The organism is Cohnella nanjingensis (assembly GCF_014212125.1).
Lineage (GTDB): Bacteria > Bacillota > Bacilli > Paenibacillales > Paenibacillaceae > Cohnella > Cohnella nanjingensis.
This window is the reverse complement of record NZ_JACJVP010000050.1, coordinates 25,562-40,372: the sequence shown is the minus strand read 5'-3', so window position 1 is coordinate 40,372 and position 14,811 is coordinate 25,562. Positions and strand designations below refer to the sequence as shown.

Below are 14,811 nucleotides of genomic sequence, written 5' to 3'. Positions count from 1 at the left end.
GGTTTTGTAGCCTCATCCGCTCTTTACCGCCGCTTTTCATGGGAACGATTCTCCTTTAACGGGCTTTGCTGCGATTCCCATTATAGCAGGTTGTTTCCATAGATTTCTCTACCTTCAGAGAGTTTAAATGATGTCTTAACTTTTGTGTCATACCGTCGGCGGATTCGAACATGTCCGTCCTTTCGCAACATCACTTAACCATCGCCGAAATCACCAAAGAGCTTAACGGTCTACCGCTGCCGGCATAGCCGAGCGCAAATGAAAAACCGGGATGAAGCCGATGGCCATTCATCCCGGTTTTGTCGTTCATTTATTCAGCTGTCAGTTGACGCTGCAAACTGCTTTTGATCTCGAACCGAGCATTCTCCACCCAGGTCCCCCGCGTAAAATCCCGCCCTCTGACCAGCACGCGATCCCGGTACACTTCGACGTAATACCCTTGGCTGCCTTCCTTGCGCTCGTCCTCGTCCGTCCACAGGTAAGCGACCGAAGCCGCGTTGAACATCGGCGGGAGCGTGCCCCCGCCGTCGTAGAACGTATGCGGCGCGTCCATCTCCCAATGGGTATGGCCCGTAAAGACGATCGCGTGAGGATGCTTGGCAAGCACCGCCTTCAGCGTCTCGTCTTGCTCCACGCCGTACCAGCGCTGCGCTTCGAGGGAGCCGGCCACCGTATCCTTCAGCGGCTGGTGCAGGAAGACGAACGCCGGCCTGTCCCGCGAAACCTCGCCCAGCTTGGCGTCGAGCCAAGCGAGCTGCCGCTCCGACAGCGAACAGAACAGCTCCAGCCCCTCCTCGGTCCCGAGAAAAAGAAACGGGTACCCTTCGATCCGATAATCGTGATACGGACCCGGCATGCCGGTCGCCGCCAGAAACCGATGCAGCCGTTCGTCCCAGACGCCGAGCCCGACGTCGTGGTTCCCCGTCGCGAACCGGATGTCCGGCAGCCGGTCCGCGTACCGCCGCCAGATGCGCGCGAACGCATCGTATTCCTCCGCCAAGCCGTGATCGGTCACGTCGCCGACATGCATGATGCCTCGGCTCTCCTCCGCATGGGCGGCGATATCCGCCAGCGCCCGATCCAGATTCCGGTTGTAGGCATGGTCCGGATCGGCGGTGACGTGCGTATCCGTGATCACTTGGAAGGCAAGCAGCGGGCGCTCCCGCTTCTCCTCGGCATCCTTTGCGTTCAACATGGCGCGAGTCTCCCCTCAATGGTTAATGTCCTTTGTTGCTGATGCTCAAGCCGGCCACCCCGATGACGATGACCCCGATCCACAAGACGGAGGCGAGCGACAACCGTTCCTGGAAGATGAAGTAGCCCGCCAGCGCGATCAGCACGATCCCGACGCCCGACCAGATCGCGTACACGGCGCTGACCTCCAGATAACCGAGCGCGTAATTCAACGATGTGAAGCTGGCGCCGTAGAAGACGAACATCAGCACGGAAGGGACGACCCGGGTGAAGCTCTCCGACAGCTTCATGGACACGGTGCCGGACAGTTCAAGGAGGATTGCCATGCTGAGGAATAGCCATCCCACGCCGTTCACCTCCTTCTTCATTCGTCCGCTTCGGCCGCGAGCGCCAGATACGAAGCGATGACCGCGTCCGCCTCGGACAGCTTGCTCGCCTCGGCGGCGTCCGGACCGGCGATGCCGATCGCGACGGCCGCTCCCGCCGACTTCGCCATCCTCATGTCTCCGTTCGTGTCCCCGATCACGGCCGCTTCGCCGCTCGCCACCCCGAGCTCGCGGCAGGCCAGCGCGACCATGTCCGGGAACGGCTTGCCCCTGTCCACCCGGTCGGTGCCGACGACGGCGGAGAAATGCCCGCGGATGCCGAGCCACTCGAGCTGCTGAACCGCCTGAGCCGTCTCGTCCGCCGTCACAATGGCCAGCGCGATGCCGCTGTCGCGGCATTGCGTCAGGAATTCGATCGCATGCGGCAGCGCCTTCGCCGCACGGGATTGCGCCAAGCTGTCGTCGGCATCCTGCCGGCAAGCCTCGGCCAGCAGCTTCGCTTCCGCCCAGGACAGGCCGTTCCGATAGCCGTGCCACGTCAAGATCGACATCAAGTCGCCGATCGTCCCCATCGAGAGCGGACCGTTGCGGTCGTAGTCCGTGATCGCGCCGTCTTCGGCGTGTACCGTGCCCCACAGCGCTGAGAGATCCTCCGGCAGCGGTGGCAGCCCCCGCGCCCGCAGCCCGGCGGAAAACCGGGCGAGCAATCGCTCGCCCCAGCGCCCCCACGTATAGATGAAGTCTAGCAGCGTGCCGTCTTTATCGAACAGGATGGCCCGAATCGGATAATAGACGCCGTTCACGCGCAACCGGGGCATGTCCTCGCCTCCTTCTATTATTTCAGCTTGTCCAGCTCGCGCTGCGCCGTCTCCTTCGCTTCCTTGAGCGCCTTGGCCGCCGGCATGTTGCTGATCTGCACCTTGTCTGCCGCGATCTTCAGCGCGTCGTTGATCTTGCCGCCCGTCGGGTCTTGGAACGGCTTCGAAGCGTGCGACGCCTGCTTCAGCGGGATCGCGCTTTGCGGGTTGCTCTTGCTGTACGCGACGAACGCCGGGTCGTCCAGCGCCGACTGCCGAACCGCGATGTAGCCGGTATTCATCGACCAGAAGGCGGTATTCTCCGGACTCATGAAGAAGCTGAACCATTTGAACGCGGCTTGCTGCTGCTCCGGGCTCGCCTTCGCCGGAATGCCCGCTTGAATCGCGCTCGCGACCGGTTTGCCCGGGCCGACGCCTTCCCAGCCCGGCTGCTCCATCGCCGCCAGCTTGGCGAAGTCGAGATCGCCTTGGTCGCCGCTCGAGCCGGTGTAGCCCGCCGCTTGGCCCTTCATGACGTCGTCGATCGTTTTGTACCAATACTCCCAGCCTTGGCCGCCGGAATGGATGCGCATCGTCTGATCTTCATGGATCCACTTGCGGAACTGCTCCCATGTGTCGATCCACTCGGGGGTGTCGATCGTGACGGTCTTGCCGTCTTCGCTCAGGATCGATCCGCCTCTGCTGAGCGTCGCGTCGATCATGTTGTCCGCGCCCCACATCGGCTCCCAGCCGTAGAACGACGTTTTGCCGCCGGATTTGACGGCCATCTTGGCCGCCGCGGCGCCCAGCGCCTCCCAGGTGGTCAGATCCTCCGCCTTGATGCCGTTCTTCTCAAGCGCTTCCTTGCTATAGTACATCACTTGGGTCGTACCGTACATGGGCAGGAAATATTGCTTGCCGTCCACTTTTCCTTGCTCCAGGAACGTCGGGATCACGTCGGCGGCGTTGAAGTCCGGCTGGCCGGCGATCAGCTCGTCGAGCGGCGCGTAATAGCCTTTGCGCGCCCAGTCCACGTTGGAGGACAGCACGGCGGCCGGGACGTCGCCGGAAGCGATCGCCGCTTGGAGCTTCTTGCCCGTCTCGGCATAATCCGCCTGTACGACCGGCTTCACGATGACTTCCTGCTGCGAGGCGTTAAATTTCTCGATCAGCTTCTGCATGTTCTCGCCCAGCTTGCCGCCGAGGCCGTACCAGAATTCGATCGTTACCGGCGCCTTGGCTCCGGCCGACTCGGAAGAGCTGGCGGACGGACTCGGGCTGGCTGCGGGCGATGTTGCGTCCGGGCTCGGGCTGGATGCCGACTCGCCGGTGCCGCCGTTCGAACCGCAGGCGGACAGGATCAGGAACGAGGATAACAGGACGCTGGAGATTGCGGGTTTCGTCATTTTGAACATGGGTTTTCCCTCCACTTTTCTTCTCTGTTCGTTGTTAACCCTTGCTTGCACCTGCGGACAGATTGACGCTGCTGATGATCGTCTTCTGCGTCAGGACGAAGAGCGCGAGCAGCGGCGCGATCGTGAATGCGCTGGCCGCCATGATGAGCGGCCACTTCAGCCCGTATGCACCTCCCTCCACGAAGAAGCTTCTAAGACCGGCCGATACCAGCTGCAGATCCGGGTTTTTGGTGATGAGCATCGGCCAGAAGTAGTTGTTGTATTGCTCGATGAACGTGATGAGAGCCAGCACGGCGAAGGAAGAACGCGTCAACGGGACCAGAATCGTCCACAGAATGCGCAGATGCGACGCCCCGTCGATCTTGCCCGCCTCCACCAGCTCATGGGACACCTGCAGGAAAGCTTGCCGGATCAGAAAAATCGAGAAGACGCTGACGCAGTTCGAGATAATCAAGCCGGTATACGTGTTCAGCAGCCCCATTTTCCCCAGGATGACGTATCCGGGCAGGTAGACCGCCGTGCTCGGCACCATATAGCCCACGAGCACGAGCGCGGTGAACGCCCCCTTCAGGCGGAACTTCATGTGGGTCAGGGCATAGGCCATCATGCCGGAGTTGAGGATCTGCAGGACGACGATCGTCCCGGCCACGAAGACGCTGTTGAACAGATACCGCGCGAAGGGGGCGGCATGCCAGGCGTCCGCGAAGTTGCTCCACAGCGCCGTCTCCGGCCAGAACGTCGGCGGGAATTGCCAGATCTCGTCGTTGGTCTTGAGCGCGCTCGTCGCCATCCAGTAGAACGGGAACGCCATGATGACCGCCGCCGCGGCCAGCAGGAGATGCCGGATGACGGTACCGAGCCTGTTGCCGGTTCGCATGGGTTTCTCTCCTTTCGTGATCAACCAGTTCGCAGAATTAGGAATAATGCACGGTGCGCCGCCCGACGAAGAACGAGACGAGGGACAGCAGGACGCAGCCGATCACGAGCGTGATCGCCACGGAAGAGGCTTCGCCGATCCGATAGGCGTCGAACGCCGACTGATAGTAGAGATAGAGCAAGGTGCGCGTCGACCCGGCCGGTCCCCCTTGCGTCAGCACGTTGATCTGGTCATAGGCTTGAAGGGCTTGGATCACTTGCACGATGACCAGGAAAAACGTCGTCGGAGAGATGAGCGGCAGCGTTACGTTCTTGAACGTCTGTACGCTCCCGGCCCCGTCCAGCTCCGCCGCCTCGAGCAGATCCGAAGGGATGTTGCGGATGGCGACCAGGTAGAAGATCATGCACCAGCCCGCGGATTTCCAGACGGTGACGATCAGCACGCCGACAAGCGCCCACTGCGGATCCTCGAGCCAACGGATGCCGTCCAGGCCGATCGCCCGCAGCGCGCTGTTCGCTAGGCCCACCTCCGGCTCGTAGATCCAGGACCAGACGATGGAGACGGCGACGGTAGGCGTGACCCAAGGCGAGAACATCAGCAGCCGGTAGACGGTCCCGCCTCTCATCTTGCGGTTGAAGAGCAAGGCGAGCGACAGGCCGATGGCGATGACGGGGAGGACGCTGCCCAGGCAGAACAGGAGCGATACGCGCAGAGACTGATAGAACGCCGGATCCCCGAAAAGGCTGCGGTAGTTCTCGAGGCCGACGAACAGCTTGTCCGGGCTCATGAAGTCCCACTCCGTCAAGCTGAGATAGGCGACGTATCCCAGCGGGATGAACCAGAACAAGGTCAGCGGAACCAGCGCGGGTAGCGTGAACAGCAGCGCTTTGAATTCGCCGGCGAGGTGGGAACGTTTCATTTTTCCTCCTTTTAACGATAAAAACGTCTCGCTCTCTTCAGAGGAAGGCGAATCCGTTTTTATTTGTATCGTTCAATAACGATTGTATTTTTGATATAATAGAGCCATATGAGTCTGAAAACCACTTATGTTCAATATTTATTGTACGTTCATTCGCAAAAAAAGGGTTATGCCCGCATCAAGCGAAGATGAATTTTGTGTAAAATCTCGCGGCGTTCGCGAGGCGGAGTTCGGATGGGAGGCATTCCGGGATGAAGAAGGCGACTTCGGGGAAAATGAAAGAACCCACGACGGTCCGCGAGGAAGTCCGGCTGAAGGTCATCGATGCGATCGCGCAGACGATGGACCTCTATGGCGTGAACTACTCCTTCGGCCAGCTGTACGGCATCATGTTCTTCGAAGACCGTCCGATGACGCTCGAAGAGATGCAGACGAGCATGAACATGAGCAAGAGCAACATGAGCTACGCGGTTCGGGCGCTGATCGAATCGCAGATGGTGACCAAGCTGAGGGAGAAGGACGAGCGCAAGGATCTGTACGTCGCCGAGACCGACTTCTTCAAAGCCTTCCAAGCGTTCTTCGCGGCGAAGCTGCAGCGGGAGATCGACGTCATGCGGGGCGCCATCGATGCCGCCATCCCCGAGCTGTCGGAGACCATCCTCGCCGTGAACACGCCGGAGGAGGAGCGGGATCTGGGCCTTGCCGACCTGCACAAGCTGAAGCACGCCGCCGGTTATTACGATTGGCTGCAGCGCTTCGTCGAGGGGCTGAAGACGGGAACGTTTTTCGAGGAGAGGCGCGAAAGCGTTGGCGACGCGGAGACGTCCGGGGAATCGGGCAACTAAAAACAAGGCGAGAAACAGGATCGCACCTGTTTCTCGCCTTGTTTTCGGTATGAGGGGGCAATGGGGTTGAATCTTCACCATGGGCTTAGATGGTGCGGCACAGTCGAAAGGACGCGAGCCTCACGGCATTGCCGCCTCCGGAACCTGTAGCCGGCGTGTCCGCGATGGGACGCGCCGAAAGAATCGCATGGCCTTTCGCCCCGCTTAGATCGCGGCCCGCTCCTTGCGCAGCGCGGCCTGCAGCGCCGCGATATCGACGTCGATCGCGTCCGCACCGGACAGCGCGGCGAGCGCCGCGGCCGTGCCGGCCGCTTGGCCGGTGGCCATGCAGCTCGGCGTCAGCCTCGTCGTCGCGAGCGCTTCGTGCGTCGTGGAGATGCATCGGCCCGCCGCGAGCAGATTGCGTTTGTCGGCCGAGACGAGGCAGCGGTACGGGATATCGTACGCGCCGTCTCCCGCGATCCAGGCCGCGGTCACGCCTTTGCCCGACGGGTCGTGAATGTCGATCGGATACCCGCTCCGGGCGATGACGTCCGCGCATTTGCGCCCTTCGGTCACGTCCTCTTTGGCCAGCGCGTAATGACCGACGATGCGTCTCGTCTCCCGAATGCCGATCTGCGTGCCGACCGAGGAGACCGAAGCCCGCTCGAAGCCGGGAACGTCCCGCTTCAGGAATTCCGACATCAGGAGGACCTGCCTCCGCCCTTCTTCCTCCGCCTGGGTCAGCGCCTCGACGTCCGTCCCGTCCAATCCCTGCACCCGCGTGCAATTGATCAGCACTTCGTCTTCGGCCGGGCCCGTGAAGAACAGCACCTGGTCCCGGTTGATCGGCACGTTGGCCGCCCGCCAGTGCGAATAGAAACCGCTGACGCCCGTTAACGGAATGTGCGGCAGCTCGGCGAACGGCGTCTTCTTGTAGAAGTCTTCGGGATGCGCGATCATGTACGCCTTCACCTTGTCCAGATCGACGCCTCTCATCCGGAACTTCATCGTCATCGGCTGGGATTGACGGTCCCCGTCCCGGCCTTGGAGCGTCCGCGCCCCGGACAGGTAGGCGACGTCCGCGTCTCCGCTCGCGTCGACGAACGTGCTGCCCCGGATCGCGATGGGCCCGGACTTGGTGGCGATGCGCACCGCGGCGATGCGGTCGTCTACGGTCTCCACCCCGTCGACGAAGCTGTGCAGGAGCAGCTTCACGCCGGCCTCCCGGAACATGTCCATGGCGACGATCTGGAAGATCTCCGCGCTATACGGCGTAAGCGTATGGACGAACCCGACCGTATCCCGGAGATGGCCGGGCGAGCCGCCTCGCTCGATCAGCCGGTCGACGATCTCTTGCGCGATGCCTTGAATGACCTGCTCGCCGCTGTCGGCATGGAAGGTCATCCACGGGTAGACCATCGCGGCCGTGGACATGCCGCCGACGAACCCGTACCGTTCCACCAATACCGTCCTCGCGCCCAGGCGTCCGGCGGCGACGGCCGCCGCAATGCCGGCCGGCCCTCCGCCGACGACGACGACGTCCGCTTCTATCGTTTTCATCCGCAAACTCCTCTCCTTCTGCTATTCCTTCAATCCCGTCATGGCCACGCCCTCGATAAACTGCCGCTGCGCGAAGAAGAACACGATAAGCAAGGGCACCGTCGCCATGACCGTCGCGCTCATCAGATAATGCCATGCCGTGCCGACCTCGTCGGTGAACAGCGAGAGTCCCAGGGGCAGCGTCATCAGGGACCGGGTGTTGATGAAGATCAACGGGTCGAAAAATTCGTTCCAATTCGTCACGAACGTGAAGATCGTGAGCGTCGCGATGCCCGGCTTGGCGATCGGCAGCATGATCTGCCCGTAGATGCGGAATCGGCTGCAGCCGTCGATCATCGCGGCTTCTTCCAGCTCCTTCGGGATGCTGATGAAAAACTGCCGCATGACGAAGATCCCGAACACGCCGCCCGCCCCGAAGATCGGCAGCAGGACCAGCGGCCAGTGCGTATCGATCCAGCCCAGCTCGCGCATGAACAGGAACATCGGAATGGCGGTGACCTCGTGCGGGATCATCATCGCGCTGAGCAGGATGAGGAACACGATATTGCGCCCGGCGAACGGGATGCGCGCGAACGAATAACCGGCCAACGAGGCGAAGAACGCCGTTCCGATCACGACGACAAAAGCGATATACACGCTGTTGACGTAAAACGAGCCGAACGGAATGCGATCGAACACTTCGACGTAGTTGTGGAAGTTAAAGCTCTTGGGAATGAACCGCGGCGGATACTTGAATATATCTTGCGGCTCCTTGAAGGAGGTCGAGATCATCCATAGAAACGGCACCAGCATCACCAGGGAAACGAGAACGAGCGCCGCATACGTTCCGATGTTGCCCAGCGATTTGCGCAGGGACGGCGGACTAGTCGCTTTCATTGAATACCCACCTCTTTCTAAGCTGCCATTGCACCAGCGTCAGCGCGAGCACGACGAAGAACAGCACGAATGCCGCCGACGAGGCATAGCCGAGGTCATACAGCTTGAAGGCTTTCTCCCAGATGTAATACACGAGCACCTTCGTGCTCTCGCTGGGTCCGCCTTGCGTCATGACGTAGATCTGGCCGAATACTTTGAGCGACCCGATGACCGTCATGACGACGGTCAAGAACACGGTAGGCGTAATCATCGGCAGCGTGACGTTGAAGAAGGTTCTCGTCTTGCCCGCGCCGTCCAGCTCGGCTGCCTCGTACAGGGAGCGGGGCACCTGCTGCAGCGCCGCGATGAACAGCACCATGTTGAGGCCGACGTTCTTCAGCACGCTCGTCACGATGACGGCCGGCATCGCCAGCTTCGTATCGTACAGCCAGGCCGGTCCTTTGATCCCGATCAGCTGAAGCATCTGATTGATCAGCCCCGAATCGGTCGCGAACATGTACTTCCAGACGATCGCCCAGACGATCAGCGAGGTCATCACCGGCACGAATATCGCGGTGCGGAACAGTCCGATGCCCGGCAGCTTCTTGGACAGCAGCAGCGCCAGGAGCAGCGCCAGAATGATGTTCAGCGGCACCAAGCCGACTGTGAAATAAGCCGTGTTCCCGAATACCTTCCAAAAAAGATCATCCGCCAAAATGCCGCGGTAGTTGTCCAAGCCCGTAAAATGGTGCTCTCCCAGCAGCGGCCAATCGGTCAAGCTCATGTAGAGCGCCAGCCCCATCGGGAACAGGAGCAGCAGCGTGAAGCCCAATACCATCGGCGAAATAAACAACCAGCCCGTAATCTGCGCTTCGCGCGCCAGCGGTCCTTTGTTCCGCCGCTTCTTATCGCCCTTCATCTCCGTCTCACCGCCTCTTAAGTCAATCTGTCGATGGCATCGCGGAACGCCGCTACTTGCTGCAGCATTTGTTCCCCTGCCCGTCCCGTGACGATCGCGCCCAGCAGCACCGCCTGGACGCCCGCGTCGCTTAACGCCCGGATGTCGTCGGGCACGAGCTTGCGCTGCGAGGGCACCAAGACGGGAATCTGCGCCTGCTCGACGAGTCGGCGATACTTCAACACATCGGCGAAGCTGAGCGGAGTGCCGTATTCGTCGCCGGGGACGATCGAGGCTTCCAGCGCGGCGAAGCCGAAGTGGCGCGCCGACGCGGCCAAGGAGAGATCGTATTCGTGGTTGATCGCGAACGTCTTCTCCAAGCCCGATCCGTACAGCATGTGAGAAGGCAGATGATGCGCGTAGATGGAATAGAAATCAAAGCCGAGCGGGGCCAACTGCCGGATCGACGCGGCGTCCGCGTCTTCGAGGCTGCCTGCGGGAACGACGCCCAGCGGCCCGTCGAACATCCCCCGGATGCGCTCAAATACCCCTCTGTAGCTCTCCAGCGATCCGAAATGCGTTCCGCTGGCCCGGTGCCCGACGTTAAAATGAACCTTTAATCCGTCGGCGCCCGCTTCCAGCGCCGCCCGGGCCAGCCCGATGTCGTTGGCGGGGAGACTGACGATGAGCGACAGCTTGTTCTGCTTCAGGCATTGCTGCAATCTGGTCAAGCCGCTTCCTCCCTTTCAAGTGATGTAGCGAGAGATGGATCCGTACCGGTCAAGCAAAAACGGCTTTGCCGTCTTCTCGGAAGATGGCAATACGTTTTTATCGGAGGTCATACAGAAATGGAGACGTAAAACTTATATATTCCGTATGACTGATAAAAAAGGAAACGGCTCGAATCCGAACCGTTTGCCTTCGATTTATAGGATCCCTTGCAACAAACGTTATTTAGATGCCAGTATGGCGTTGACCTTCTCGGCGATGTTCTTTAAGTTGCTCTCCGCGGGCTCGACCTTGCCGAACAGCCGATCGAAGCCTTGCAGGATGGCGTTATCGATATTTTGCCATTGCACGTGGCCGGGCAGGATGCGCGCTTTCGGCATTTCGTCGATGACCGCTTGCACGATGTGCTCTTTGCTCGGATTGTTCGGCTGATTGAGGAATTCGTCCGAGTTCAGCACGGTCGTACGCGGCGGAACGAAGAACGTCGAAGTCGCTTGGATGCCTTCTTGGCTGGCGAAGTACTTCAGCAGCTTCTTCGCTTCTTCCGGATGCTTGCTGTCCTTGAACAGCGTATAGCCCGCCTGTCCGAGCATCGGCGCGCTGCCCTGGGAGCCGGACGGCGTCGGCGCGATATCCCATTGGAAGTCCTTGATGGCCCTTGCGGTAGACACGTAGCTGTACGAATCGAAGAACATGCCCACGTTGCCCGCGTCGAAGCTGACTTGTTCCCCGGCTTTCGGATGCGACTCGTCCGTGAACATCATGCGCTCCAGCATCTCGAACGTCTCGACGCCATATTGATCGTCCCAAGTGAACTTCGTCATGTCCTTGTCGAAGGGACCGCTTCCATTGGACCAGGAGTAGGAGGACAGGATGACCCACGTTTTCCAATCGCGGAAGAAGTTCGCCCCGTATACCCGGTTGGAGGCCGACTTGTCGGTCAGCGCTTTCGCCGACTTCTCGAACTCGGCCCACGTCCATTTGCCGTCTTTGGCCAACGTGTTCGGATCGGTCAGACCGGCTTTGTCGAACAGGGTCTTGTTGTAGAACATGACGACCGGAGGCGTGGAGAACGGCAAGCCCAGCAGCTTGTCGCCGTCGCGGAACAGATCCAGCGTGCTCGGAATGTAATCGTCCAGCTTGAAGGCCGCGTCGTCCTTGAACTCCGACACGTCGCCCAGAATGCCGTTGGCCTTGAACTGCGGCACCATGCGCTCGGACACCCATGCGATGTCGGGCAGCGACTTGCCTGCGGCCAGTACGGATACCTTCTGTTGATAATCGGCGAACGGCACGGACTCCATCGTCACCTTGATGCCCGGATTTTGGGACTCGAAGTTCGCGATCAGCTTGTTGTACACGTCCATGTGGCCCTGGTTGCCCCACATCATGAACTTGAGCTCGACGTTGCCCGCCTTCGCTCCGTCCGGCGAGCCGGACGCTCCCGCGGCGTTGTTGTCTTTGTTGCCGCCGCAAGCCGCGGTCACTGCGGTCAGCAGCGCCAAGGCCGCTAAAGCGCTTGCCTTTTTCATGTGTATCCCCCTCTGAGGCTGATTGAAGTCTGCATTCAGTATATCGAGAGGGAACGGACTCCCGAAATCACGCCAGTTTTAGAAAAGGTACGATATTTTACTCCGTTTGCTTCATTCGGGCATGGCCTCGTCCGCGGACCGGCCGTGGCGGTCCCGGTAGTCGCCGGCCGTCACGCCGACCTGCTGCTTGAACGCCAGCATGAAGTGCTTGGGGCTTTGATGGCCGGACAGCCGGGCGACGTCGTAAATCTTGAGCCGCGTATGGACGAGCAGCCACTTGGCCCGCTCCATCCGCGCTTCGGCGACGTATTCGGAGTAGTTCGTCCCCGTCTCCGCCTTGAACAGCTGGCTCAAATAGGCGGGGCTCAAGTTCACCAGCTCCGCCACCGTCTGCAGGCGCAAATCCCCGTCCACCTGGCGCACGACAATCCGTTTGACGTCGCGGATAAGCTTCCGTGCGTCGCCGCCGGTCTGGCGGTCCACGTCTTCCGCATTCGCCGGCTCCGGCGCGAGTACCCCCCGCTTTTGATCCATCGCCCACTGGACCTTTCGCATCGCGGCGACGAATTCATGGCGCTCGATCGGCTTCAGCAGGTAGCTGGACACGCCGAACTCGATCGCCTTCTGCGCGTACTCGAACTCCCCGTAGCCGCTGATGATGATGATCGGCAGGTCCGGGTACATCTCCTTGGCTTTGCGGACCATCGTCAGCCCGTCCATCTCCCGCATCCGGATGTCGGTGATCAGCAAATCCGGCACCTCGGTGCGCAAAAACGCCAGCGCCTCCTTGCCGTTGCTCGCCTCGCCGCACACCCGGAACTGATAGGTCGACTGGCGGATCAGCTCGCGCAAGCCCTCGCGGATGACGACCTCGTCTTCGACCAGCAGCGTTTTATACATCGTCTTCGCCCTCCTTCTCGCGGATCCGGATGGATATCGTGACGGCCAGCCCTTGCCCGATGCTGCTGTCGACCGATAGATCGCCGCGTTCGCCGTAAATGAGCTTGATGCGCTGATAGATGTTGCCCAGGCCGAGCGCATCCCGGTCGGTGCGCTGCCATGTCCGGTAGGAAGGCTCGGCCGCGATCGCACGGTTCAGCGCCTCGACCTCCTCCTCGTTCAACCCTTTGCCGTCGTCCCTGACGGCCAAGATCAGCTCGCCGGCCAGGAGGACGGCGCCGATCCAGACGGTTCCGCCCTGCTCCCGGTCGCCGATGCCGTGGTACAGCGCGTTCTCGACGAGCGGCTGCAGGATCAGCTTCGGGATCAGCAGCTCCCGGGCTGCCTCGTCGATCTCGTAGACGACCCGCAGCCGGTCGCCGTAGCGAAGCTGCTGGATGCGCACGTACGACGCGAGAAAGGCGATCTCTTCCTTCAGGGGAACAAGCCGGTCGACCTTGTCGATCGAATACCGCAGCAGCTTGCCGAGCGCCGAGACCATATCGGATACTTCCTCGTGCTTGCGCGAAATCGCCATCATGTTGATGGACTCCAGCGTGTTGTAGATGAAGTGCGGGTTGATCTGGCTTTGCAGCGCGGCCAGCTCCGCCTCCTTCTCCCGCATGCCGAGCACGAACACCTCGTTGAACAGGCGGTTGATCTCTTCCATCATGCGGTTGAAGCCGCGGCCGAGCAGACCGAATTCGTCATTGCCGAAGGCGGCCACCCGCATGCCGAACTCCCCCTGCTCGACCGAGATCATCTTCTTCTTCAGATCGATCAAGGGCCGCGTGATCCGATACGACAGGAAAACCGCCAGCGCCGCGACGACCGCGAGGCACGCCACCGCGAACCAGAGCGTGAACGTCCAGATTTGCCGGGACTCCTTCTGAATGACTTCGATCGGCGTCAGGCTGATGACCGTCAATCCGGAGTAGGCCGAGCTGTTTTGCACGTACAAATACTGCTTGCCGTCCAGCGCGAGGCGCTCGTTGCTCCCGAGCTGCCACAGACGCTCGTGCCGCAGCAGCTCGCCGTAGACCGAACGGCCGTCGGCCGAATTCCGCTCGAACAGCAGCCGTTTGCGATCGTCCACGACGATTAGGTTCGCGTCTTTCTCGAAGTTCAGATTGGAGAGGATGCTGCGGAAAGCGTCGAGCTTGATGTCGATGATCATGTAGCCGACCCGCTTCAGCGTCTTCGGCTCGCGGATGACCCGGCCGAAGGCGACGAACGGCTCGAACGTACGGGCGGTGTAGTAGGAAGGCGAATGCGGAGGGATCAGCACCCATTCTCCGTCGGAGCCGTACAGCTCCCCGAACCAATCGTCCTGGCGGGCGTCCCAGACCGAGTCGATTGCCATGGCGTCGACGCTGGAGAACAGGATGCCGCTCGCGCTGATCAGGTGGATGCCGTGAATTTCCGGTTTGTTGTAAGCCTGGGCGGAGGAGAACAGCTTCAGCTTCATATAGTCGTCGGACTTCGCCCAGGTCGCCGAGCCCATCGGTCCGTCGTATTTGGCCAGGATGTCGAGCACGCTCTGGTCGTAGAGCGGCATGAAGGACAGCTGCTCGAGATCCTTCAGCAGCCGGTCCAGGTTCGCGTTGATCTGCCGGACGATGTCGACCGTGAAGTGCTCCGTCTTCTCGCTGACCGTGGAAGAAAAGTGGCGAAACGTCACGAGGCCCTGCAGACATAGCGGAAACAGGCACAACGCGACGAAGAGCAGCAGGAGCTTGGTCCGCAAGTTGAAATGCCGTCCCGTTAACCTCGTCCATCTTTGCAGCATCTGCGAGATTTCCCCTTCCGCCCGACAGCTCTGGATGTAAGCGCAACAAGTTATTCTATTATACCGGGCGCCCCGGGAAAAGCTATCCCCTGTCGTTTCGGTTTGGTATGGATTCTGAAGAAAAGAAGACGAGGGCAGCGAAAAAGCCGCCGGG

General features: G+C 60.7%; 14 protein-coding genes. 1 reads left to right on the top strand and 13 read right to left on the bottom strand.

The features are described 5' to 3' along the window. Positions 1–310: 310 nt before the first annotated feature. From H7C19_RS28575 to H7C19_RS28550, 6 genes are read right to left on the bottom strand one after another with little or no spacing between them, the layout of a single operon-like run. A complete protein-coding gene (locus H7C19_RS28575) occupies positions 311–1,195 on the bottom strand; it encodes a metallophosphoesterase family protein (protein WP_185672508.1) in 885 nt (294 codons plus the stop codon). A gap of 22 nt (positions 1,196–1,217) precedes the next feature. After that, positions 1,218–1,541 (bottom strand): DMT family transporter, encoded by a 324-nt coding sequence (locus H7C19_RS28570; RefSeq protein WP_313732038.1) that lies wholly within the window; start codon positions 1,539–1,541, stop codon positions 1,218–1,220. A gap of 17 nt (positions 1,542–1,558) precedes the next feature. Further along, positions 1,559–2,338, bottom strand: a complete 780-nt coding sequence (locus H7C19_RS28565; RefSeq protein ID WP_185672506.1) for an HAD family hydrolase — start codon at positions 2,336–2,338, stop codon at positions 1,559–1,561. A 17-nt stretch (positions 2,339–2,355) separates the two neighbouring features. Then, entirely contained in the window at positions 2,356–3,723 is a 1,368-nt protein-coding gene (locus tag H7C19_RS28560; RefSeq protein ID WP_376775452.1) for an extracellular solute-binding protein, read from the bottom strand. A gap of 43 nt (positions 3,724–3,766) precedes the next feature. Beyond that, the gene (locus tag H7C19_RS28555; RefSeq protein ID WP_185672504.1) at positions 3,767–4,609 is read right to left on the bottom strand and encodes a carbohydrate ABC transporter permease; all 843 of its coding nucleotides are present in this window, start codon (positions 4,607–4,609) and stop codon (positions 3,767–3,769) included. 37 nt (positions 4,610–4,646) lie between these two features. Continuing rightward, positions 4,647–5,528, bottom strand: coding sequence for a carbohydrate ABC transporter permease (locus H7C19_RS28550; RefSeq protein ID WP_185672503.1), 882 nt, complete (start codon positions 5,526–5,528; stop codon positions 4,647–4,649). A 251-nt stretch (positions 5,529–5,779) separates the two neighbouring features. Between H7C19_RS28550 and H7C19_RS28545 the strand changes: the two genes are divergently transcribed. Continuing rightward, the gene (locus tag H7C19_RS28545) at positions 5,780–6,373 is read left to right on the top strand and encodes a GbsR/MarR family transcriptional regulator (RefSeq protein ID WP_185672502.1); all 594 of its coding nucleotides are present in this window, start codon (positions 5,780–5,782) and stop codon (positions 6,371–6,373) included. 204 nt (positions 6,374–6,577) lie between these two features. On the opposite strand, the gene H7C19_RS28540 is transcribed toward H7C19_RS28545, so the two are convergent. The 7 genes from H7C19_RS28540 to H7C19_RS28510 all read right to left on the bottom strand — a co-directional run bounded on the left by H7C19_RS28540 (position 6,578) and on the right by H7C19_RS28510 (position 14,657). Next, a complete protein-coding gene (locus H7C19_RS28540) occupies positions 6,578–7,915 on the bottom strand; it encodes an FAD-dependent oxidoreductase (RefSeq protein ID WP_185672501.1) in 1,338 nt (445 codons plus the stop codon). A gap of 21 nt (positions 7,916–7,936) precedes the next feature. After that, positions 7,937–8,791: a carbohydrate ABC transporter permease gene (locus H7C19_RS28535; protein WP_185672500.1), complete on the bottom strand. Its 855-nt coding sequence runs from the start codon at positions 8,789–8,791 to the stop codon at positions 7,937–7,939. Next, positions 8,778–9,689 carry a carbohydrate ABC transporter permease gene (locus H7C19_RS28530; protein ID WP_185672499.1) on the bottom strand — a complete coding sequence of 304 codons (912 nt, stop codon included), beginning with the start codon at positions 9,687–9,689 and terminating at the stop codon, positions 8,778–8,780. The genes H7C19_RS28535 and H7C19_RS28530 overlap by 14 nt, the downstream gene beginning before the upstream one ends. Before the next feature lie 17 nt (positions 9,690–9,706). Further along, positions 9,707–10,399, bottom strand: coding sequence for a hypothetical protein (locus H7C19_RS28525; RefSeq protein WP_185672498.1), 693 nt, complete (start codon positions 10,397–10,399; stop codon positions 9,707–9,709). A gap of 219 nt (positions 10,400–10,618) precedes the next feature. After that, complete coding sequence (locus tag H7C19_RS28520) at positions 10,619–11,929, bottom strand: ABC transporter substrate-binding protein (protein ID WP_185672497.1); 1,311 nt, start codon at positions 11,927–11,929, stop codon at positions 10,619–10,621. A gap of 111 nt (positions 11,930–12,040) precedes the next feature. After that, positions 12,041–12,829 (bottom strand): response regulator transcription factor, encoded by a 789-nt coding sequence (locus H7C19_RS28515; RefSeq protein WP_185672496.1) that lies wholly within the window; start codon positions 12,827–12,829, stop codon positions 12,041–12,043. Continuing rightward, positions 12,822–14,657: a cache domain-containing sensor histidine kinase gene (locus H7C19_RS28510; protein ID WP_185672495.1), complete on the bottom strand. Its 1,836-nt coding sequence runs from the start codon at positions 14,655–14,657 to the stop codon at positions 12,822–12,824. Before H7C19_RS28510 ends, H7C19_RS28515 begins: the two co-directional genes overlap by 8 nt. Positions 14,658–14,811: the final 154 nt, after the last annotated feature.